16 protein-coding genes are annotated in these 22,552 nt (G+C 70.6%); 5 read left to right on the top strand and 11 right to left on the bottom strand.

Annotated elements, in window-relative coordinates:
* Positions 1-19: 19 nt before the first annotated feature.
* Both WBK31_RS03155 and WBK31_RS03150 read left to right on the top strand, forming a co-directional pair.
* Entirely contained in the window at positions 20-919 is a 900-nt protein-coding gene (locus WBK31_RS03155) for an SDR family oxidoreductase (protein WP_364057815.1), read from the top strand.
* 1 nt (position 920) lies between these two features.
* Positions 921-1,739, top strand: coding sequence for a MaoC/PaaZ C-terminal domain-containing protein (locus WBK31_RS03150; RefSeq protein WP_364057818.1), 819 nt, complete (start codon positions 921-923; stop codon positions 1,737-1,739).
* Here the strand turns inward: WBK31_RS03150 and WBK31_RS03145 are convergent.
* Positions 1,736-2,350, bottom strand: coding sequence for a TetR/AcrR family transcriptional regulator (locus WBK31_RS03145; protein ID WP_364057821.1), 615 nt, complete (start codon positions 2,348-2,350; stop codon positions 1,736-1,738). The genes WBK31_RS03150 and WBK31_RS03145 overlap by 4 nt on opposite strands.
* Positions 2,351-2,441: 91 nt before the next feature.
* On the opposite strand from WBK31_RS03145, the gene WBK31_RS03140 reads away from it, so the two are divergent.
* Together WBK31_RS03140 and WBK31_RS03135 are read left to right on the top strand one after the other, a co-directional pair.
* Positions 2,442-3,614, top strand: coding sequence for an acyl-CoA dehydrogenase family protein (locus WBK31_RS03140; protein WP_364057824.1), 1,173 nt, complete (start codon positions 2,442-2,444; stop codon positions 3,612-3,614).
* Positions 3,615-3,619: 5 nt separating this feature from the next.
* The gene (locus WBK31_RS03135; RefSeq protein WP_406674304.1) at positions 3,620-5,707 is read left to right on the top strand and encodes an acetate--CoA ligase family protein; all 2,088 of its coding nucleotides are present in this window, start codon (positions 3,620-3,622) and stop codon (positions 5,705-5,707) included.
* Between the two features lie 167 nt (positions 5,708-5,874).
* Here WBK31_RS03135 and WBK31_RS03130 read toward each other — a convergent pair whose 3' ends face one another.
* The 3 genes from WBK31_RS03130 to WBK31_RS03120 all read right to left on the bottom strand — a co-directional run bounded on the left by WBK31_RS03130 (position 5,875) and on the right by WBK31_RS03120 (position 8,012).
* The gene (locus tag WBK31_RS03130; RefSeq protein ID WP_364057830.1) at positions 5,875-7,002 is read right to left on the bottom strand and encodes a thiolase C-terminal domain-containing protein; all 1,128 of its coding nucleotides are present in this window, start codon (positions 7,000-7,002) and stop codon (positions 5,875-5,877) included.
* Positions 6,999-7,406, bottom strand: a complete 408-nt coding sequence (locus WBK31_RS03125; RefSeq protein WP_364057833.1) for a Zn-ribbon domain-containing OB-fold protein — start codon at positions 7,404-7,406, stop codon at positions 6,999-7,001. Before WBK31_RS03125 ends, WBK31_RS03130 begins: the two co-directional genes overlap by 4 nt.
* A 93-nt stretch (positions 7,407-7,499) precedes the next feature.
* The gene (locus WBK31_RS03120; RefSeq protein ID WP_364057836.1) at positions 7,500-8,012 is read right to left on the bottom strand and encodes a VOC family protein; all 513 of its coding nucleotides are present in this window, start codon (positions 8,010-8,012) and stop codon (positions 7,500-7,502) included.
* Positions 8,013-8,175: 163 nt separating this feature from the next.
* Between WBK31_RS03120 and WBK31_RS03115 the strand changes: the two genes are divergently transcribed.
* The gene (locus tag WBK31_RS03115; protein ID WP_406674303.1) at positions 8,176-9,495 is read left to right on the top strand and encodes an MFS transporter; all 1,320 of its coding nucleotides are present in this window, start codon (positions 8,176-8,178) and stop codon (positions 9,493-9,495) included.
* A 1,087-nt stretch (positions 9,496-10,582) separates the two neighbouring features.
* On the opposite strand, the gene ettA is transcribed toward WBK31_RS03115, so the two are convergent.
* The 7 genes from ettA to cobA form a co-directional block, all read right to left on the bottom strand.
* Positions 10,583-12,247: an energy-dependent translational throttle protein EttA gene (gene ettA, locus WBK31_RS03110; protein ID WP_364057843.1), complete on the bottom strand. Its 1,665-nt coding sequence runs from the start codon at positions 12,245-12,247 to the stop codon at positions 10,583-10,585.
* Positions 12,248-12,833: 586 nt separating this feature from the next.
* Positions 12,834-14,282 (bottom strand): diguanylate cyclase, encoded by a 1,449-nt coding sequence (locus WBK31_RS03105; protein ID WP_406674302.1) that lies wholly within the window; start codon positions 14,280-14,282, stop codon positions 12,834-12,836.
* An 818-nt stretch (positions 14,283-15,100) separates the two neighbouring features.
* The gene (locus WBK31_RS03100; protein WP_406674301.1) at positions 15,101-15,781 is read right to left on the bottom strand and encodes a single-stranded DNA-binding protein; all 681 of its coding nucleotides are present in this window, start codon (positions 15,779-15,781) and stop codon (positions 15,101-15,103) included.
* Positions 15,782-16,268: 487 nt separating this feature from the next.
* Positions 16,269-16,616, bottom strand: a complete 348-nt coding sequence (locus WBK31_RS03095) for a hypothetical protein (RefSeq protein ID WP_406674300.1) — start codon at positions 16,614-16,616, stop codon at positions 16,269-16,271.
* Positions 16,543-17,898 (bottom strand): GTP-binding protein, encoded by a 1,356-nt coding sequence (locus WBK31_RS03090; RefSeq protein WP_406674299.1) that lies wholly within the window; start codon positions 17,896-17,898, stop codon positions 16,543-16,545. The genes WBK31_RS03095 and WBK31_RS03090 overlap by 74 nt, the downstream gene beginning before the upstream one ends.
* Before the next feature lie 1,102 nt (positions 17,899-19,000).
* Positions 19,001-21,061, bottom strand: a complete 2,061-nt coding sequence (locus tag WBK31_RS03085) for a hypothetical protein (RefSeq protein WP_406674298.1) — start codon at positions 21,059-21,061, stop codon at positions 19,001-19,003.
* Positions 21,062-21,123: 62 nt separating this feature from the next.
* Positions 21,124-22,356 carry a uroporphyrinogen-III C-methyltransferase gene (cobA, locus tag WBK31_RS03080; RefSeq protein WP_378784749.1) on the bottom strand — a complete coding sequence of 411 codons (1,233 nt, stop codon included), beginning with the start codon at positions 22,354-22,356 and terminating at the stop codon, positions 21,124-21,126.
* Positions 22,357-22,552 lie beyond the last annotated feature (196 nt).

The raw sequence follows: 22,552 nt of genomic DNA, 5'->3' as shown, positions 1-22,552 counted from the left end.
TCAAGGATCGAGGTGTCGGATGAGCGGGATAGTCGAGGGCCGCGTGGTGATCGTCACGGGCGCGGCCAGAGGCATCGGCCGGGGGCACGCCCTGGAGTTCGCCAGGCAGGGCGCGAAGGTGGTGGTCAACGACCTCGGAGCGGAGGTGGACGGCACCGGCAGATCGGGGGCGGCTGCCGAGGTGGTGGCGGAGATCGAGGCCATGGGCGGCGAGGCCATCGTCAACGGCGAGGACGTCTCCGACTTCGACGGCGCAGAGCGGCTGATCCGCGCCGCCATCGACCGCTTCGGCACGCTCGACGTGCTGGTCAACAACGCGGGCATCCTGCGCGACCGGATGCTGGTCAACATGACGGCCGAGGAATGGGATGCGGTCATCAGGGTGCACCTGCGCGGCACGTTCGCTCCCCTGCGCCACGCCGCCGCCTACTGGCGCTCGAAGGCGAAGGCGGGCGAGCCGGTGGACGCCCGCGTCATCAACACGACATCGTCCTCCGGCATCTACGGCAACCCAGGACAGGGTAACTACGGCGCCGCGAAGGCCGGCATCGCGGGGCTGACCATCATCGCCGCCAGGGAGCTCGAGCGTTACGGCGTGACGGTCAACGCCATCGCGCCCGCCGCGCTCACCCGCATGACCGAGAACCTGCTGCCGAAGGGCGCCAAGGGCGCCGATCCCGAGGACATCGCGCCGCTGGTCGTCTGGCTGGCCAGCGCGGAGGCACGCGGCATCACCGGGCGGGTGTTCAACGTGCGCGGCGGCGCGATCAGCGTGGCCGAGGGCTGGCACGCCGGCCCCGGCGTGGACAAGGGCAGCCGCTGGGACCCGGCCGAGCTGGGCTCGGTCATCCCCGGCCTGGTCGAGAAGGCCCAGCCCAACGCGCTGACCAACGGCCGCATCCCCGGGCGGGAGGACTGACATGCCACTCGATCACAGCGTCATCGGCGTGGAGAGCGAGCCGTACGAGCGCACGTGGACGGCCAAGGACACCATGCTGTACGCGCTCGGCGTCGGCGCGGGCGTCTCGGAGCTGGAGTTCACCACGGAGAAGGGGCAGCGGGTGCTGCCGACGTTCGCGGTGCTGGCCGCGCAGGCGCCGGGGCGGCGGCTCGGCGGCTTCGACCCGGCCATGCTGGTCCACGCCGAGCAGGGCTTCGAGCTGCACCGCGAGCTGCCGCCCGCGGGCGGCGTGCGGACCACGTCGAAGGTGACCGGCATCTACGACAAGGGCTCGGGCGCGCTGGTGGTCTCCGAGTCCAGAGCCGTCGACCTCGGCACCGGCGAGCTCGTCGTCTCCTCGCGCAGCTCGGTCTTCATCAGGGGCGAGGGCGGCTTCGGCGGCGACCGGGGGCCGCGCGACGCGTGGGCGGCGCCGGACCGGGCGCCCGACCACAAGGTGACGTACGAGACCCGCCCCGAGCAGGCGCTCATCTACCGGCTGTCGGGCGACTACAACCCGCTGCACAGCGATCCCGAGTTCGCCGCGCGGGCCGGGTTCGACCGGCCGATCCTGCACGGGCTGTGCACGTACGGGGTGACCGGGCGGGCGCTGCTGCACAGCGTGGCCGGCTCCGACCCGGCCCGGTTCAAGGCCATGTCGGGGCGCTTTTCCGCCCCGGTCTTCCCCGGCGAGTCGCTGACCGTCTCGATCTGGGTGGACGGCACGGACGTGCTGTTCAGGACCGCGAAAGACGACGGGACCGTGGTGATCGACCGGGGCCGCGCGACGATCGTCTAGTCGCCGGTGTGCAGCGCCTTGAGTGGGTCGAGGCGGCGGATGAGCGTCACCGCCGCCTCGATGACCTCCTGCGCCTCCTCCTCGCTGTCGGAGGTGGCGACCTCGCGGGCGGCCTCGCCGATGATGCTGGTCAGCACGGCCACCGTGAACCGGTCGAGCGGGTCGCCGCCCGCGCCCAGCAGCACCGCGTTCTGGCGCACCCACTCGCGCCCGCGGGTGCGGCGGATCAGCTCGAAGCCCGGGGGTCCGTCGCCGTCGATGAAGAGCCTGACCAGGTCGCGCCGCTCCCACGCGCCCGCGAGGTAGGCCCGCGCGCCCGCGATCAGCAGCTCGACCGGGTCGGTGACCCCCTCCTTCTTGGCCTTGGCCACGCTGGCGGCCGACGCCTGCTCGTGGGCCGCCTGGTGGTCCTCGTACAGGGCGAGGAACAGCTCCGTCTTGCCGCCGAAGTGGTGGTAGAGGCTGCCCACGCTGGAGCCGGCGCGCGCGACGACGTCGGAGACGTTGGAGTCGGCGAAGCCGTGCTCGCTGAAGACCTCTCGGGCGGCCTGCAGCATGCTCTTGCGGGTCTGGGCCGAGCGGCTCCACTCCCACGAGGACTTGCGTGCCATGCCGGTAATCGTAGCGCAGTCAATTCTAGAATCCGATTCTTGACACCGGCCCGCGGAGGCTAGAACCTCTTCCTAGGAAACGATTCTAGAAATGCCCAGGGAGGCGGCTGTGGACTTCTCGCTCACCCCCGAGGAACGGCAGATCCGTGACACCGTCAGGTCCTTCATCGAGAAGGAGGTCATGCCGTTGGAGCCGGAGGTTCTGCGCAACGAGCGCGAGGGCCGCCCTGGGCTCTCCCCCGACGTGCTGAAGGAGCTGCGGGCCAAGGCCAGGAAGTCGGGCTTCTGGGGCATCAACACGCCCGAGGAGTACGGCGGCGCCGCGCTCGGTCCCATCATGTCCGCGATCATCGCCATGGAGACCGGCAGGACGTTCGTGCCGTTCTCGTTCGGCGGCAGCGCCGACAACATCCTGTACGCGGGCACCGAGGAGCAGAAGCAGCGCTACCTCATCCCCACCATCGAGGGCGAGCGGCGTTCCTGCTTCGCGATCACCGAGCCGGGGGCGGGATCCGACGCCCGCAACATCCGCACCCGCGCCGTCCGTGACGGCTCGGAGTGGGTGATCAACGGTGAGAAGACGTTCATCACCGGTGGCAACGAGGCCGACTTCGTCATGGTCTTCGCCGTCGCCGAGGGGTACGGCGTCACCTGCTTCCTGGTGGACAGGGACATGGGCTGGAAGTCCGAGCCGATCCCGACCATGGGCCAGTGGGGGCCCGCCTCGCTCGTCTTCGAGGACGTACGGGTGCCCGAGGAGAACATCCTGGGCGAGCTGGGCAAGGGCTTCGACCTGGCCATGCAATGGATCGGCCAGGGCCGCTACATGATCCCCGCCCGCGCCATCGGCTCGGCCGAGCGCATGCTCCAGATGGCCATCGACTACGCCAAGATCCGCAAGTCGATGGGCCAGCCCATCGCGAACTACCAGGCCATCCAGTGGATGATCGCCGACTCGCAGGTGGAGATCGAGGCCGCCAAGTGGCTGACGCTGTACGCCGCCTGGCGGGTGAGCCAGGGCATGGACGCCCGGCACGCCTCCTCCATCGCCAAGCTCAACGGCGCCGTCATGGCGAACCAGGTCGTGGACCGCGTCCTCCAGATCCACGGCGGCATGGGCTACACCAAGGAGCTGCCGATCGAGCGGTGGTATCGCGAGCTGCGGCTGCTGCGCATCTTCGAGGGCACCGACGAGATCCAGCGGCGTACGATCGCCCGCAACCTCATCAAGGGGCACGTCAGACTCGGCCTCATCGGAGAGTGAGCGGCATGTCCGTCCGCGAGCTGTTCAACCCGCGCTCGATCGCCCTGGTCGGCGCGACGGACAAGTCCGGCTGGTCCATCAGCACGCTGAACAACCTGCGCGCCCATGGCTTCCCCGGGCCCGTGCACCTGGTCAACCCCCGGGGCGGCGTGGTGCACGGCATGCCGGCGCACAAGAGTCTCAGCGACATCGCCGAGCCCGTTGATCTGGCGTACGTGATGGTGCCGACCACGGCCGTGCTCGGCGTGCTGCGCGAAGGCGCCAAGCTGGGCATCGGCTGCTACGTGATCCTCACGGCCGGGTTCGGTGAGGCCGGCGAGGAGGGTGCGCGGCTGGAGGCGGAGGTCGCCGGCTTCGCCGCCGAGCACGGGCTGACCGTCCTCGGCCCCAACGGCAACGGCTACATCAACGCCGCCGCCGGCATCACTCCGTACGGGCTGCCGATCCCGCCGCCGCTGCTGCGCGGCGAGGTCGGCGTGGTGCTGCAGAGCGGCGCGCTGGCCAGCTCGGTGCTCTCCTTCGCGCAGGCCCGCAACGTCGGCATCAGCCTGCTCACCTCCATGGGCAACGAGGCCGTCGTCAGCGTCACCGACGTCATCGACTACCTCGTGGACGACCCGGCCACCAGGGTCATCGCGCTGTTCCTGGAGACCGTGCGCAACCCGGCCGAGTTCTCCCGGGTGGCGCGGCGGGCGCTGGAGGCGGGCAAACCGATCGTGGCGCTCAAGATCGGCCGCAGCGCGCTCGCCTCGCACACCGCGCAGGCCCACACCGGCGCGCTCGTGGGCGACGACGACGTCATCGACGCGGCGCTGCGGCAGCTCGGCGTGCTCCGGGTGCGCTCGCTGGAAGACCTCATCATCACCGCGGGGCTGCTCGCCTCCTGCGGGCCGCTGCCGGGGCCGCGCGTCGGCGTCGTGACGCCGTCCGGGGGCGCATCGGAGATCATCGCCGACCGGGCCGAGGACGAGGGTCTTGAGCTGCCGCCGTTCGCACCCGAGACCGTGGAGCGGCTGCGCGAGATCGTGCCGTCGTTCGGCACCGTGCAGAACCCGCTCGACGTCACCGGGTACGTGCTCATCGACCGCACCCTGCTCGGCCGCGCGCTGGAGACGGTCTCCGCCGACCCGAACATCGACCTCGTCATGCTGCTGTCCGAGCCGCCCAAGCTCGCACCGCCCGACCCCGCCCCCGTGCTCGCCCAGTACCGGGCCAGCGCCGAGCGCATCGCCGCCTCCCGGGTGCCGGTCGTGGTGGTGAGCAACGTGCTGACCGACGTCACCGCGTTCGGGCGGCAGGTGCAGCAGGAGACCGGGTTCCCGTACGTGGCGGGCGGCATCGAGCACGGCATGACCGCCATCGGGGCCGCCGTACGGTGGTCGCGCACGCGGGCCAGGCTGCTGTCCCGGCCCGCACCACTCCCCCGCACCGGCGAGACGCGGCGCCCGCGCGGCGCGCACGGGGTGTGGGCCGAGCACCGCGCGGCGGCGCTGCTGGCCGCGTCCGGGCTGCCGGTCGTGCCGTCCGAACTGGCCCGCTCGGAGGCGGAGGCGGTGGCCGCGGCCGAGCGGTTCGGCTACCCCGTCGTGCTCAAGGCCGCCGCCGAAGGGCTCGGGCACAAGAGCGACGTCGGCGGGGTCCGGCTCGGGCTCGGCGACGCGGAGGACGTACGGCGGGCCTACCGCGAGGTGGCCGCCGCCGTGCCGTCGCTCGACGGCGTGCTCGTCCAGCCGCAGCGCGAGGGCGGGGTCGAGCTGCTGGTCGGCGTCGTCCGCGATCCCGCCTGGGGGCTGACGCTGGCCGTGGGGCTCGGCGGGGTCTGGGTCGAGGTGCTGCGCGACACCGCGCTGCGGGTGCTGCCGGTGGACGCCGCCGAGGTGCGCACGGCGCTGACGGAGCTGCGCGGGGCCGCACTGCTGAACGGGGTGCGCGGCGGTCCGGCCGCCGATCTTGACGCGGTGGCCGATGTGGTGGCCAGGATCGCCGACCTCGCCGAGTCGCTGGGGGACGGGCTGGAGTCGTTGGAGATCAATCCGCTGCTGGTCACAGGGTCTCGGGTGGAGGCGCTGGACGCACTGGTGACCTGGCGCTGACCTCTTCTGGCCCGCCGGCCTGGCCCTGATCCCGCATGACACCGGCCATGCCCACGCGGGCCTTGCGGCCTGGCGGCGGCTCCGCTGTTCAGGGCGGCCTGAGCCCGTGCTCGGGTCGCCTGGAACCGGGCCCGGCAGGAGAGGCGTCCCCTCCCGCCGGGGCCGTCTCATGGCAGGCGGTTGGCCAGGACGAGGGTGGCGGCCGAGGCGAACATGCCGCCGTTGCCCAGCACCACGCTCACCTCCACGCCCGGCACCTGCGCCGCCGCCTCGCCGCGGAGCTGACGCACCGACTCCTGGATGGCGAACATGCCGTACATGCCGGTGTGGGTGTACGACAGTCCGCCGCCGTTGGTGTTCATCGGCAGCCGGCCGCCCGGCGAGGTGTGGCCCTCGGCGATGAACGCCCCGGCCTCGCCGCGCCCGACGAAGCCCAGGTCCTCCAGGCCGTAGATGGGCACGTGGGCGAAGGCGTCGTACACCATGAGGTGATCGACGTCCTCATGGGTGATCTTCGCCTCGGCGAAGGCCGCCTCGCCCGAGAGCCGGAAGCCCTTCGAGGTGGTGAAGTCCTCCATCTGGGAGATCAGCGGCGACTCCGCCGCCTCCCCCGAGCCCAGCAGGTAGACCGGGGAGCGCCGGGCCCGTTCGGGCGTGGTGACGATCAGCGCGCCGCCTCCGTCGGTCACCAGGCAGCACTCCAGCAGGTGGAACGGGTAGGCGACCATGCGCGATGCGAGCACGTCCTCGACCGTGATGAGATCCCGGTACATCGCCCTGGGGTTGAGGTGCGACCAGCGCCGCTGCGCCACCGCGACCTCGGCGAGCTGCTCGTGCGTGAGCCCGGTCTCCTTCATGTAGCGCAGCGCGGTGATCGTGAACGACGTGGTCGGGCCCATCACGCCGTACGGCAGCTCGAACTGGCCGAGCAGCGAGTCCGGCGTGATGCCGAACCGTCCCGCGCCCACCCGCGAGCGCCCCGACTCGCCGTGCGTGATGAGCACGGTGTGGCACATTCCCGCCTTGATCGCGGCGGCGGCGTGCCGGACGTGGAACAGGAACGACGAGCCGCCCACGCCGGTGCCGTCCAGCCAGGCGGGCGTGATGCCGAGCGCGTGGGCGACCTGGATCGGGCCCGGCGTGCCGACCGTGGCGATGCCGTCGATGTCGTGGATGGTCATGCCCGCGTCGGCGAGCGCGTTCCTGGCGGCCTCCAGGTGGAGCTGCAGGGTGGAGTGGCCGGGCAGGCGGCCCACCTCGTCGGTCTCGGCGGCCCCGGCGATCACCACGGTCATCGGGCACCCCCGGCCGGCTCGAACAGCGGCACCGTCACATCGCCGCGCCGCTCGAACACCACCCGCAGCTCCATGTCCAGCTCCAGGTGCTCGGGATCGTTGGGCACGCCCACGATGTTGGTCATCATCCGCACGCCCTCCTCCAGTTCCACGACGGCTATCGCGTACGGGGCCTCGTCCTCGAACCCCGGCGCGGGGCGGTGGTTGATGACGTACGAGTACAAGGTCGCGCGCCCGCTGGCGCGGACCCATTCGACCTGGTCGCCACCGCACCGCGGGCAGCCCGGCCGGGGGTAGAAGTAGTGGCGCTCGCATGCCGTGCAGCGCTGGATCCGCAGCTCGCCCGCGGCCGTCCCGTCCCAGAACGGCTGGGTCTCCGGTGTGGGCTTAGGTGCCGGCTTCATCGGCCTCCCCAATCCTAGTTCTAGAATTCAACTCTAGATCTAAGTTCTACAGCCGCTCAAGAGGCCGGCACACGGGACGGGAAGGCCGACCACTCAGGGGCTGGGGATGCCGTTGCCGTTCCTGCCGCGACCGGCCAGCACGTCCTCAAGCGTCGGGCGCTCCTCGCCGGGCTCGCGCGGCCCCGGCTTGGCGAGCTGGATGAGCACGCCGTGCGCCTCCTTGGGGTGCAGGAACACCTCCTGCCAGCGCGGATCCGACAGGTTGAGGCCGTGCAGCCGGTAGCCGCGCTCGGTCAGCTTGGCCACCGCCGCATCGATGTCGGAGACGTGGAAGTTCAGGTGGTGGACGCCGCCCCTGCCCCTGGTGAGCTCGAAGAAGCTGTCGAAGAACGTGGATCCGGCCAGCGGCTCCATCAGCTCGACCTTGCCGCCGTTGCCGTACGTGAGCTGCAGCGTCCGATAGCCGGCCCGCAGGTTGTCACCACCGCCGCCCAGGTGACGACCGCCCAGCAGGTCGCGGTAGATCGGCAGCAGGTCCCTGATCCGGGGCGCCGCCACGGCGGTGTGGTCGAAGTGCACGTCGAGGCCGTCCAGTTCCAAGTTCACGCGGGGGCTCCTCGCTCTCGGCAATCCTAGAATTTCATTCTAGCCATGGACGGGCTCTTCACTCTTGACGGAGCCACCTGTGAGAGGCAGCATCGCAGAAATAGATTCTAGAGGCGCCTTCTAGAACTACACGGGGGTCAAGACCCGACCAGAAAGGCTGGCCATGAGGCTGTCCTACGTCCGTGAGCTCGACGAGTACCCGACCGGCGCCCGACGCATGAAGATCCTCGCGATGGCCGTGCTGGCCATCCTCATCGGCTCGTACGAAGGGCAGATCGCGCCCGTCGTCCCGCTTCTCCTCAAAGACCTCGACATGTCGCTGGCCACGTACGGCGCCGTGTCCGGCGGCGCCGCCATCACCGGGGCCATCGCCTCCATCATCGGCGGCCGCCTCACCGACCGGCTGGGCCGGGTCCGGCTGCTCATCCCCCTCATGGCGCTGACGGCGGTGCTCTGCTTCACCATGACCCTCGTGCACACCCCGCGCGACCTGCTGATCGTCAGGGTCGTGCTGGCGTTCGTCGACGGCGTGGCCATGGCCAGCACCGCGCCGCTCATCCGCGACTTCTCACCGCGCCTCGGACGCGCTCAGGCGTTCGGTTTCTGGACGTGGGGTCCCGTCGGCGCCAACTTCCTCGCCGCCGCCATCGCAGGCTGGACGCTGCCCATCTTCAACGACTCCTGGCGCTCCCAGTTCGTCATCATGGGCTGCTTCTCGCTGGTCATCTCGATCGTCATCGCGTTCAACATCGCCGACCTCTCCCCCGAGCTGCGGGCCAGAATCCAGCACACGGAACGCGCCGCCACCCAGGTCGTGGACCTCTCCCAGCCGCCGACCCTGCGCTCGCTGTTCAGCCGCCGCAACATCTGGGCCCACGTCGTCGGCATCTCGCTGTGGCTCGTGCTCTACATCACGCTGTCGCTCTTCGGGCAGACCATGCTGGTCGGCGCACTCGGCATCAGCAGCGCGGAAGCGTCCACGATCATGGCCGCCTTCTGGAGCCTCAACCTCATCACGCTCATCGTCACCGGCCGCCTGTCCGACCGTACGCAGCTGCGCAAGCCGTTCTCGCTCGGCGGCACCATCGCGGCCGTCCTCGTCACCGCGTACCTGGCCTTCTCGCTCGGCCAGGAACGCGTCTCCACCGGCCTGCTCATGGTCGTCGGCGCGCTGCTCGGCGGCTCGCTCGGCGTCGCGTACGCCCCCTGGATGGCCAACTACTCCGAGGACGCCGAGGACGCCGACCCGCGTCTGCAGGGCACCGCGTGGGGCCTGTTCGGGTTCCTCAGCAAGGGCATCGCGGTGGTCGGGCTGCTCGTCATCCCGCACGTCGTCGAGGCCACCAACTGGCAGACGTGGCTGTTCGTGGCGCTCGGATGCCTCGTCCTGTTCATCCCCGCCATCCTGATGTTCAACGGCCCCTGGCGCCGCCCCGCCCAGCCCGCTCCGGCGGCGGTGGGCATCGGGGAAGCGGAGGCGTGACGTCAGCCGTACGAGCTCGCGGAGCCCGGCTTCACGCCGGGCACCGCACCGAACGCCCAGCCCAGCACTTCACCCCGGGCACCGCACCGAACGCCCAGTCCCGCGCTTCCCGTCGGGCACTGCACTGAGCGCCCGGCTCTGCACCGAACGCCCAGCCCAGCACTTCACCCCGGGCACCGCACTGAGCGCCCAGCCCCGTACTTCACCCACGGGCCCCGCGCTTGCCGTCGGGCACCGCGCTGAGCGCCCGGCCCGCACTGAGCGCCCGGCTTCACGCTGAGTGCCCGACTCCATGCATGCGCAGGGGCACCGGGACTCGACACGCGATGGTGCCTGCCCAGGTCGGGCCTCTTCCGACCCCGAGCAGCCAGGCCATCAACCGACAGCAGCCGAGGCGTCCCGGGCAGTGCCCGGCGCGCCGGCCGGAACGGACGAGGCAGCATCGGAACGGACGGGGCGGCGGCCGGAGCGTCCGGGGCGGCGGCCAGGACGGCCGGGGCGGGGGCCTGAGCGGATGGCGGGCCGATCGACCGCCCTGCACATGCCGGAGATTCGAGCAGGACGGCACCTTCACCCCACCGCAGTACTCCACAGGAGGCCACCGCCGAGAAGCGGGCTGCAGCTCATCACGCCGGATGGCGACAGCGCAAGGCGCACCGAAAGCAACACCCGGCCGGACGTCATCGACCGTCACGGACGTCTGCGATCACCTGCAGACGCCCGCTGCTCCCTGCGGGGCCGCCGAAAAGGGCGACACCCGCAAGCCCCCGAGCGCCACCGCAACGGGTGGGCGCCCCCAAAATCCCGCACACGCCACCGCAACGGGTAATCGCCCGCAGATCTCGCACACGCCACCGCAACGTGTGGACGCCCGCAAATCTCGCACACGCCACCGCACAGACAGACGCCCGCAAACCCGCGAGCGCTACCGCAACGGATAGACGTCCGCGAACCCACGAACGCCGCCAGACCGGATAGACACCCGCAGATCTCGCGCACACCGGCAGGCGGCGCGGACGACCACGGGACGCCTGGAATGCCCGCGGGGGCGACGAACAACACCCGCGGACATCCACGCATGAACGAACTAGTCGCGGTGGAGCTTGCGGTAGGTCACGCGGTGCGGGCGAGCCGCGTCGGGACCCAGCCTCTCGACCTTGTTCTTCTCGTAGTCGGCGAAGTTGCCCTCGAACCAGAACCAGCTCGACCCTTCCTCCCAAGCCAGGATGTGGGTCGCGATGCGGTCGAGGAACCACCGGTCGTGCGAGGTGATCACGGCGCAGCCCGGGAAGTCGAGCAGCGCGTTCTCCAGCGATGACAGGGTCTCGGTGTCGAGGTCGTTGGTGGGCTCGTCGAGCAGCAGCACGTTGCCGCCCTGCTTGAGGGTGAGCGCCAGGTTGAGCCGGTTGCGCTCGCCACCGGACAGCACGCCGGCCTTCTTCTGCTGGTCGGGGCCCTTGAACCCGAACGCCGCGATGTACGCGCGCGACGGCATCTCCACGTTGCCGACCTTGATGTGGTCGAGCCCGTCGGAGACGACCTCCCAAACGTTCTTGCTGGGGTCGATGCCGCCCCGGGCCTGGTCGGCGTACGAGATCTTGACGGTCTCACCGATGGTGATCGAGCCGGAGTCGGGCGTCTCGCTGCCGGTGATCATGCGGAACAGCGTGGTCTTACCGACACCGTTCGGGCCGATGACGCCGACGATGCCGTTACGCGGCAGATCGAACGTCAGGTTCTCCATCAGCAGGCGCTCGCCGAAGCCCTTGGTGAGGTTTTCCGCCTTGATCACCGTGGTGCCCAAGCGCGGGCCCGGCGGGATCTGGATCTCCTCGAAGTCGAGCTTGCGGTACTTCTCCGCCTCGGCGGCCATCTCCTCGTAGCGCTGGAGTCGGGCCTTGCTCTTGGTCTGGCGGGCCTTCGGGTTGGACCGGACCCACTCCAGCTCTTCCTCCAGGCGCTTCTTGCGCTTGGCGTCCTTCTGCCCCTCGACCTTGAGACGCTGGGCCTTCATGTCGAGGTACGTGGAGTAGTTGCCCTCGTAGGGGTAGCAACGACCCCGGTCGAGCTCCAGGATCCAGTTGGCGACGTTGTCGAGGAAGTAGCGGTCGTGGGTGACCGCCAGGACGGTGCCGGGGTACTTCTCCAGGTGCGACTCGAGCCACTGGACGCTCTCGGCGTCGAGGTGGTTGGTGGGCTCGTCGAGCAGCAGCAGGTCGGGCGCCTCAAGCAGCAGCTTGCACAGCGCGACCCGGCGGCGCTCACCACCGGACAGCTTCGTCACGTCGGCGTCGGGCGGCGGGCAGCGCAGCGCGTCCATCGCCTGCTCAAGCTGGCTGTCGAGGTCCCACGCGTTGCGGTGCTCAAGCTGCTCCTGCAGCTTGCCCATCTCCTCGAGGAGCTCGTCGCTGTAGTCGGTGGCCATCTGCTCGGCGATCTCGTTGTAGCGCTGGAGCATCGCCATCGTCTCGGCGACACCCTCCTGCACGTTGCCGAGGACGGTCTTCTCCTCGTTGAGCGGCGGCTCCTGCTGAAGCATGCCGACCGTGAAGCCCGGCATCAGCTTGGCCTCACCGTTGGACGGCTGCTCCAGGCCGGCCATCATCCGGAGCAGCGTCGACTTCCCGGTGCCGTTCGGCCCCAAAACGCCGATCTTGGCTCCGGGCAGGAACGACAGCGTGACGTCGTCAAGGACAACCTTGTCGCCGTGCGCCTTGCGCACGCGCTGCAGCGTGTAGATGTACTCCGGCATGCCATCTAGCTTAGGGGCTCTCAACCCGGGCTTCCGCCGCTCCTCAGCCCCGCCCGCCCCGGCTCTCGCCTCACGACGCGCCCACCGGCCGCCGACGTGCACGAACACACGTCGTAACGCCGTACGAGAACACCCAGCCGCAAGGATCCGCTACGTCAGCGCCCGCCGTCCACTGCCCCCGGGCGCATGAAACGGCGCTTGCGTACCCGCAGCCCGTTCCCAGCGCGGCTCGGACCGGAAGCTCACGGGCTCTGACCAGGGCGTGGGAGGTGACGCCACCGCATCAGGCGCTACGGGGTTGTGCCAGCGGCCGGTGACCGGCAGCCCAGTCCCTTGACAGCGCTGACACAACCCACGACGACGGTGCAGACGAGCTGGACGAGAAGGACGGACGACCTGGAAGACCAACGAGCGGAAGGCGAACGAGACGTAACAGGAGGGAGCGGAGGAAGAGCGAGAGGCCGGCGAACAGGTCGGCCGGCGAGGCAGATCAACTGACGGACAGGTCAGCCAGCGGACACATCAGCCGGCGGACAGGCCAGCCGGCGGACACATCAGCCGGCGGACAGGCCAGCCGGTGAACGAATCAAGAGGTCGGGTCCGGATCAGGATCGGGATCGGGATCGGGATCGGGATCGATGTCGGAGCCAGGGCCGGATTCGGGATCCTGCGAGGCGGCGTCGCCGGGGATCGCGCGGGGCGGCGTGGACTGGGAAGGCGGAGCCTGCGGGGGCACGGACTGGGGAAGCAGGCTCTGCGGAGGCACGGACTGGGGAGGCAGGCCCTGCGGAGGCACGGACTGGGGGGATGGAGCCTGCGAAGGCGGGGACTGCTGTACGGCGGGGATGCAGACGCGGTCGCGTCCCAGCTCCTTGGCCCGGTAGAGCGCCAGGTCGGCGGCCGCGAGGAGGTCGATCAGGTCGTCACCGTGGATGCTCAGCAACGCCACGCCCGTCGAGACCGTGACCTTGACCAGCGTGTCCTCGACGGGGACGGCCATGTGGCTGATGTGCACGCGCAGGCGTTCGGCGACGCGGCGGGCCTCGTCGATGTCGGCGCCCGGCAGCAGGACCACGAACTCCTCCCCGCCGAACCGGCCCACCACGTCGTAGTCCCGCAACTGGCTGCGCAGCGTGGACGCCACCCCGACCAGCACCTGATCGCCGACGAGGTGGCCGTGCGCGTCGTTGACGCGCTTGAAGTGGTCGATGTCGATGATGAGGAGCGCCAGTGACTCGCCGGTGCGCCGCGCCCGCACGATCTCGGTGTCGGCCTCGCGCTGCCAGGCGGCCGCGTTGAGCAGCCCGGTCTTGGCGTCCGTACGGGCGGCCGCCTGAAGCTGCGCATGCAGCAGGCTGCGCTGCAACAGCACCACGGGCGGGAGCGTGAACAGCAGCAGGGCCGGGTTGAGACCGCAGGCGATCGCGACCAAGATGCCCAAGCAGAGCTCGACGACGTCCAGCAGCACGCTCTCCCGGTCCCACAGCACTTCGCGCCAGCTCATGTCGGGATCGGCAGTGTGGGCGGCGATGGCGATGAGACCGGTGTTGAGCAGCGAGAAGAGCGCGGCGGCGGCCACCGCGAACATGAGCGGGCCCCCGCTCCCCCGCGCCAGCACCATCGGGTCGGGGACGAACCAGTGGAACATCAGGGACGCCGTGCACCCGGCGATCCCGATGGCGGCCGAGCTGAAGACCCGGCGGTAGAGGACGGTGGCGCGTACGCGTACCTGCAGCAGGATCTGCAGCACGATGGGGGCGAAGAGCGCGTACAACGGCGGCAGGAGCAACGCCACCGGCAGCCACCAGGCCGACAGCAAATCACGCGACACCCCGGCGGGCATGCCGAGCCGCCGGGTCGCCTCGATGCAGACGGCACCGCACGCCATGAGGGCGGCGAACGTCAGCACGTCCCGCCAGTGGAAGGCGGTGGACGCCGAGAGCAGGATGATCGCGACGAGATCCAGAGTGACGATCGCGCACAGGTAACCGACCAGGGGGCGGCGTTGCCCTAGCAACGGCCAGCGATCGGCCATTGTTGACACACCGTCGCGAGGTTTGATCGAGGCGTGACTGGTCACCGCCATCTCGTCTCCTCTCTGACTAACGATGTGTAACACAATAATTGCGGAGTGTGCGATGTGCGATGGGAACCGATACGTTTGGCAATGACCACACCTGCTCACATCGTGAGCGGGCCATGACGGACAGCCGTGTCGGAAAGGAGCGACCATGGAGCGGGGCGTGACCTGGACATGACAGGCGCCCAAGCCCACTAAGGCGGGTGCCACACCCACTGGCCGTCCCTCGGGGGCGTTCACGAAGCTCCGGCCGGTGCCCCCTCCCCCTCCCACACCTCCTGCTCCAGCCAGAACTCACCCTCACCCGCAGAACTCGTCCGCACCCCGCGGCCTGCGGCTCCGTCGCAATCCCCCTACTACCTGGGCCTCCCCTCGTCATCCTCTCCGGCCGACCCGGTTCCTGTTTCTCCGTCATTCTTTGTCGGCTCCGCTTCTTCTCCCTCCTTCGCACCTGCGACCTCCATCGGGTGAGGTGTTGATGGGATGCGGCCTTCGTTGAGGGCGGCGCGATCACTGGGTGGGGTGGCGGCCCAGGATCACGCCGCCGGAGGGGTAAGCGGAGGGGAGTCATGACGCGCCGGCCGGGGGTGCGAACTTCCGAATGCCAGTACGTTGCGACTCGGATGCCAGTACGGTGCGACTTCCGGATGCCCGTGCGGCGCGACTTTCGCATGCCAGTGCGGCGGGACTCTGGGATGCCCGTGCGGCGCGACTTCCGGATGCCAGTACGTTGCGACTTCCGGAAGCCGTTACGGTGCGACTCCTCCGCGCGGTTACGCCGCTGCTCGCTCTTCTGGCGCCGGGCGTTCCTTCTTCGCCGTGTCGGTGTCGCTCGTGTCGGTGGCGCTCAGGATTCGGACCCTGTCATTGTTCCGGCCCAGCGTGCGGACGACCTTGCCCTTTTCGGCCCGGGCCTCCGAGGTGGGTGGGTGTGCCTGGTCGGCGTCTGCAGTGATGGTCTCGTCGTCGCCGGGGCGCGGAGCGACCGGGGTTGCCGAAGCGGTCGGGCGGGCAGGGCTGTGGCTCATGGCCCAGTCGCGGGTTTCCTCATCGAGCTTGTCGCGCATCTCCTTGCTCAGCGAGCCGATGCCGCCGCGTTCGGGCTTGGTGAACACGCCCGTGCCCCAGCGCAGGTCGTGGCCGACGGCGCTGGCCTCGATCTCGGGCATGAAGCGGCGGTCTCCCTCGGTGCCGAACTCGCGGATGCGGAGCTTGCCCGACACCACCACCGGCTGGCCCGAACGTACGGAGGCCGCGACGTTCTCCCCGAGCGCGCGCCAGCAGCGGACCGTGAAGCAGACCTTCTCGCCGTCCGTCCACTGGCCGGTCTTCCTGTCGAAGTAGCGATGTGCGGTGAGGACCTTCAGAGAGGTGACCTTGGTGCCGTCGTCGAAGCTGTACTGCCTGGGCTCTGCTGCGACGTTTCCGGTGAGCGTGATGTAGATGTCGTTCATTCGATGCCTCCCATGCGGCGGGCCGGCTGCCCGCGACCTGGGCAGTAGGGTGCCGTGGAAGGGCAGGGGCCGAAGGCTCCGAACGGGGTTCTGTGGATGGGGAGGCAGGCGCGGTTACGCCTGTGGATAGCAGTTCCGCCCGTCGATACCTGTCGATACCTGTCGATAAGGGCGCGCGGGTCGAAGTGCCGGCGATACGGCGGGGGTCAAGAGACGCTTCTGGGGGCGGATAGGCGGCCCTGATGTGCCCGTGTCCGGGCGGGCCGTCGCTCTCAGAACCGGCCGTAGCGGGGCGGGCGCGGCGACCGCCGGCCAAGAAGTGCCCGTATCCAGGCGGGCCATCCCTCGCCAGAACCGGCAATAGCGGGGCGGGCGCGGCGACCGCCGGCCAAGAAGTGCCCGTGTCGGGGCCGGGCCGTCATCTCGCGAGTGGCCGTGGTGGGGTGCCTGCTCGTACGGACAAGCACCCCAGCCCGGGCGACAGCCTTCAGACCGACAGGTCTCGCAGCGCCGTGTAGAACGCGTGGTGCCGCTTCAGCTCCTGCTCCACCGGCTCCACCACCATGGTGGAGGATACGGCGGCGACTCGGCGGCGCATCTCGCGTTCGAGGCGTTCGCGTTCCCGCGATGCCCCCAGCTCGACGAAGTTGCGGGAGGCGATGCCGGACAGCGCGCCGAGCCCCAGGACGGACGCCGTCATGAGCCCCACCCACGGCAGTGTCGCGCTGTCGCCGAGCCACTCCAGCGACTGCGGCAGCCGGTCAGGCATGAGCAGCCCGACCGCCAGCCAGGCGAGCCCGGCCACGAACGCCACCACCAGCAGGTACTGCCACACCTTCAGCAGCCACCACCAGACCGGTACGCGGTCGAGCTGCGGCGCCACCTCGGCGAGGTCGTCGGTGAGCTTCTTCGGGAGGTCTCGGGAACGCGACCGCGCCGCCTTGTAGACGGCCGTGCGCCACACCGGGTGCATGCTCGCCGACAGACCGTCGGCCAGCGCCTGCACCGCGTTGGCGACCTCGGCCGACTGCGCGGAGACCGAGGTGGCGCTGATACCGCGGATCTCCTGCGCGATGTCGTTGAGCTTGAGGCTCTTCAGCGGGTCGGCACGGAACTTCGCCACCCACCGCGGGTACGGCCAGCCGACGTAGCGGTTCGACCGTTCTGCGTACATGTTCTCCATGGCCTCGCCCACGGCCAGGCACGCCCACGGCGTCGCACAGCGCGTCGGTGAGCCCCATGCGGCGGGCCTCGTCGACCGAGGACGGCACCGACAGGGCCTCGCCCAGCGGCATGGCCTGGCTGAGCTTCTGCTCGAGCCGCTGCAGGTCGGCTTCGAGCTTCTGGATGGCGGCGCGGCGCCGGGCGACCGCGGTGGCGATCACGCTCTTGAGGCTTTCGATGCCGCGTCCGGTGACGGCCGAGGTCGGTACGACGCTCGGGTGCTCGACGCCCTCCTTGCGCAGCAGGTCGTTGAGGTCGATGACCAGCTCGGCCAGCTCTTCGGTGGTCAGCCGGTCGGCCTGGTTGAGCGCGAACACGGTGACCGCGTCGTGCCCGGCCAGCTCGGTGACGTAGCGGCGGTGGGTGGAGGCGTCGGCGTACTTCTGCGGGTCGAGCACCCACACCACCAGGTCGGCGAGCCCGATGAGCCGGTCGGCCTCGGTGTCGGTGAGCGCTCTGATCGAGTCGTGGTCGGGCAGGTCGAGCAGGATCAGCCCGTGCAGCTGGCTGTCGCCCTTGTCGAGCGCGCTCGCCCGGGAGAAGCGGTGCCGCCACTGGATCTGCAGCCAGTCGAGCAGCGGGCCAGAGCCGTCGAGCCCCCACACGCAGGCGTGGGTACGGGCGGTGGTGGGGCGGCGTACGCCGGTGGGCGACAGCTCAAGCCCCGAGATGGCGTTGAACAGCGACGACTTGCCGCTGCCCGTGCCGCCCGCGAGGGCGACGACGGTGTGCTCCGACGACAGCTTGAGCCGGTCGCCGGCGCGCGACAGCAGCGCCTTGGCCTCCTCGAGCAGCTTCGGATCGAGCCGCCCTCTTCCATGCTCAACCACCTTGGCGAGCGCGGACAACCTCTGGGCGAGCCCAGGCCGGGTGGTCGTGGTCGTGGTGGTCATCGAGCGACCTCGAGATTGTACGTTGCCTGATAGAGGCGGGTTGCGACGGACTCATCCGGTATGCCGGCGGAGTCGAGCGCCTTCACGTAACGCATGGCCTCCTCATCGAAGAGCATGCCGATCCTGGCCCGCAGATCACTGAACGCCTTGGTGCCGATGCCGCGCAGGGACTCGGCGCCGAGCAGGGCGTTCACCAGCCGGTGCGGCACGCCCTCGCCGTTGCCCCCGCTGAACATGGCCACCATGAAGATCAGGGCCAGCGACTCGGGATCGAATGAGACGATCTTCGACACCGAACGCTTGGCCACGCCCTCCGTGCGTACCAGCTCGCCCAGGTGATCCTGCCAGGACGCGATGGCCCGGCCCGCGTGGCGTACGAGATCGTCCGACGGCCTGTCGAGGTCCTCCCCGAGCTTGGCCCCCAGCTCCGAACGGTGCCGCCAGCGCGCCGCCACCTCCTTCGACGCCCGGTTGGCCGCGGCGACGATCACCGATTCGAGCCCCGACCTGATCGCCGCCTTGAACGCGAGCACCCGCTCCGGCGCCTGCTTGGCCGCCCGGCCTTTCCTGCGCAGGTGCAGCGCCCGCATCAGGTCACCGGACCCGGCGAAGTCCTGCCAGCGCGCCAGCACCTCGCCGTGCAGCAGCGAGCCGTTCTTCGACGCGGCGTCGATGTCGCGCATCGCGCCCGTGAACGCCGTCTCGACGTCGCTGCGCAGCTCCGCCCTGAGCGCGGCCTGCGCCTCAAGGTGCTTGGCCAGCGCGGGCACGCGGGTGCGGAAGCTGTTGAGCACGCCGTTCAGCGTCTCGCGTACGGCCTGCGCCCGCCGCGCCTCGTCCACCGACAGCTCCGCGAGCCACAGCCGCAGCTCCGTCACCTCGCTGTCGGGCAGCCTGCCGTCGGTCACCTTCGACTCGTGGATGACGAACCGCTCGATCTCGCCGAGGCCGTACTCGGTCAGCATGCGGACGAAGTGCTTCAGCACCACGTCCGCCGACTTCTCCGGCACCCGCGACAGCACGATGGCCATCCGCGCGCCGCGCTCCTTGGCCAGGCGCAGCACATTCCAGGCCGGGGCGTCGGCGTAACGGGCGGCCGTCGTCACGAAGATCCACAGGTCGGCGGCGTCGAGCATGCGGCGGGCGATCTCGTGGTGCTCCTCGACCACCGAGTCGATGTCGGGGGTGTCGAGCAGCGCCACGCCCTGCGGCAGCTTCTCCGTCGGGACGATGACCACGCTGTCCAGGCCCGCGTCGGGGCCGGCTTGTCGAGCCGCCGCAGGCCGCCCAGCAGCTCGCCCTCGGCGAACCACTTGTGGTCCTCCGGATGGCAGACCAGCACCGGGACGCCGGTCGTCGGGCGGCGTACGCCCGTACGCGAGACGTTCTTCTCGGCCAGGCTGTTGACCAGCGTGGACTTGCCCGCGCCGGTCGAGCCCGCGACCACGATGAGCGCCGGGGCCGTGCTGGTCTTGATCCTCGGGACGACGTAGTTCTCCAGCTGGGCCAGCAGTGCCTGCTGCGCCTGCCGCGCCTCGGCCGAACCCGGGAGGTCTTCGCAGAAGCGCACGTCGGCGACGGTCTCGCGGAGGGCGTTCAGTGCCGAGGTGAGCGCTTCGACCGTCTCGGGCGGCAGCTCCTCCACACGCTCGCCGGGACCCGGCGGCGACACCTCCGGCCAGGAGTCGTCGCTCTCCTGCGCCTCGCTCTCCTGCGCCTCGGTCTCCTGCGCCTCGGTCTCCTGTGCCGCTGCTTCCGGTACGCCGGTCGCCTCCTCGGCCTGCGCCTCGCCCGCTGCGGCCGGCTCCTTGTCGTCTACGGTCTCGGCCTCGTCTTCCGCGCGCTCGTCCGAGCCCGGCTCCGCGTCCGAGCCCGGCTCCGCGTCCGAGCCCGGCTCCGCGCCGGAGACCGGCTGCTCCGCTGCGTCCGCCGGCTCGCCGGAGTCCGGCTCGCCCCGGCCTTCCGGCTCGTCCTGAGACTGAGGCGCGACGCTCTCGCCGGTCTCCGATGTTCCGGGTTCGTCCGTACGTACGGAAGCATCGGTCTCCTGAACGGGCGCGGCGGCGTCCCCGGCGTCGTCCTGCCGCAGCACGGCCGGCTTCTCGAACAACGAAGGACGCCCCGAAGGCGGCGCGGGCGCGCCGGAGGCGGGCCCGGCGGCCGGAGTGTCGATCGACGGGAACGACGGCCAGTCGATCGACGGCATGGACGGCGCGTCCGTGGACGGAAACGACGGCCCGTCGGTGGACGGCCGCTCGCCGGGCGGTGCGGGCTGACGCAGCGCGGCCGGCTTCTCGAACAACGAAGGGCGTCCCGAAGGCGGCTCGGGCTGCTGATCGACCTTGCGCGCCGGACGGAACGCCCACGAGGTCCCGTCATCGGACGCCGAGCGACTTTCCGCTGCGGGGCGGCTCTCACCGCCGCCTCGGGTACGGGGCGTTCCAGGCGGCCCGTCGCCGGACGGCGTACGGGGGCCGCGAGCCGCGGTGGCCGACCGGCCTGGCGCCGGTGGCGGGAACTCCGCTGAAGGGCTGTCGGTCGTAGAGGGGTCTTGCAGCACGGCTGGCTTTTCGAAGAGCGAAGGTCTGGGGGAAGAAGGTTGTTCGGAGAGCGAACGGGGGCCGCCAGGTTGCCCGCCGGACGCCGGCTTGCTGCTTTCGGCCTCGGCGCTCGGGCCCGGCGCGGCTCCGCTGAGCGCACCCAGCTCGGTGTCAACCGGCAGGCCGGCCGCGGCGACTTTGGCGAGCACGTCGGCCACCTCGGCCTTGAGGCCACCGCGGGCTCCTGCGCCGCCTTTCGAAGGCGCCTCGCGCTCCGAGGAAGCGGCGTCTTCGGTCTCATCGGCCCGGCCGGTCCCGGTCTCGCCGGAATCAGCCGCCGCCGCGCCTTCGGCAGCGGACGTCACGGCCTCCGGCGCGGGGCAGGCGCTCTCGGGTGCGGGCTCGGCTGACTCGCCGTCCGGGGCGGGCTGGGCGGTGCCTTCGCTCGCGCTCGCTGCGGGTGCCTCCGCTGCCGGCTCGTCGTCCAGAACGTCGCCCGGCACCCTCGGCTTGCCGGGTCCGGGCGACTCGGAATCCGCCGGCTCGGGCGTGTCCGCGGACCCGCCCGCGCCCTGGCCGGGGGTGGTGTCGTCGTGGACCTCGGAGAGATCCTCGTCGGTCACCGGGCGGAAGCTCACTGTCTGCTCCCCGGGCGACTCGGGCCGCCCGTCATCCATGGCCGTGTTCACGGCAAGCGCTCCGCTCGAACCATCTCGACCTCCTGGCCGATCCTCACGACGTCGCCGACGATGACGATCGCCGGCGGCCGGATCCCAGCCGCGGACACGCGGTCGGCCACGGTGGAAAGCGAAGCGGTGACCGCCCGCTGGGTCGGAAGGGTACCGTCCTGCACCACCATTACGGGAGTCTCCGGCGAACGTCCGTCACGGATGAGCGCTTCTGCGACCTTCGGGAGGCGTTCGAGGGCCATCAGCAACACCAGCGTGCCCTGGGAACGCGCCAGTGCGGGCCAGTCGACGGTGGAGCGGGGATCGTCGGGTGCGACGTGTACGGAGATGACGTGGAACTCCTGGCTCACCCCGCGATGGGTGACGGGCACGCCGGCCGCGGCGGGCACGGCGACGGCGCTGGTGAGGCCGGGCACGATGGTCACCGGGATGCCGGCTTCGGCGCAGGCGATGAGCTCTTCGCCGCCCCGCCCGAACACGAACGAGTCGCCGCCCTTGAGCCGGACCACGAACTTGCCCTGCCTGGCGCGATCCACGAGCAGCTCGTTGACGGTCTCCTGGGGCAGCGAGCGGCCGTAGGGGACCTTGGCGGCGTCGATCAGCTCGACGTCGGGGGCGAGCTCGTCGAGCAGCGCGCGGGGCGCGAGGCGGTCGGCGACGACGACGTCGGCCTGGGCGAGGAGCTGGCGTCCGCGCACGGTGATGAGGCCGGGGTCGCCGGGGCCGCCGCCGACGAGGGCGACGCCGACGGGTTTGGTGCGGTTTCGCCGGGCGTCGACAGTGCCGTCGCGCAGCGCGCCGACGACGGCGTCGCGGATGCCGGCTGCCCTGCGCGGGTCGCCGCCCGCGGTGACGGCCACGCTGATCTCGTCGACCCGTCCGGTGGCGGGGGTCCAGGCGGCGGAGGCGTCTTTGTCATCGGCGCGCACGCACCACACGCGCTTGGCCTCCGCCTCGGCGGCGACCGCCGTGTTGACCGATCGGTCGTCGGTGCACGCCTGTACGAGCCAGGCCCCGTCGCAGTCGCCGACCTCGTAGGGCCGGGCGTGCCACGTGACCCTTCCCGCGGCGATCAGGTCGTCGAGCGCCGGTGTGACGGACGGCGAGACGACCGTGACCTCCGCACCGGCCTCTAGCAGCGCGGGCACCCGGCGCTGGGCGACGCGGCCGCCGCCAACGACGAGAACCCGGCGGCCGGAAAGCCGCAGGCCGAGGAGGTAGGGACCCATGGGGGGAATCTCCCGTTCGCGAAGGTTGTGTTAAGAGGTAAACCTACCGGCTTCGCCTGTGTCATTTGCTGCGCACACGTTAACGACCGCTGTTGCGATCCCCGCGCCTCTCCCGCGAGGCCCGCCTTCATCGTGACCACGGCGTCCGGCCATCGCTGTCAGGGTCCCAGGATAACCCGCCTCCGCAGGTGAGCAC

It is taken from the genome of Nonomuraea sp. N2-4H, assembly GCF_045291505.1.
GTDB lineage: Bacteria > Actinomycetota > Actinomycetes > Streptosporangiales > Streptosporangiaceae > Nonomuraea > Nonomuraea fastidiosa.
This window is presented reverse-complemented; position numbering and strand designations above follow the sequence as displayed.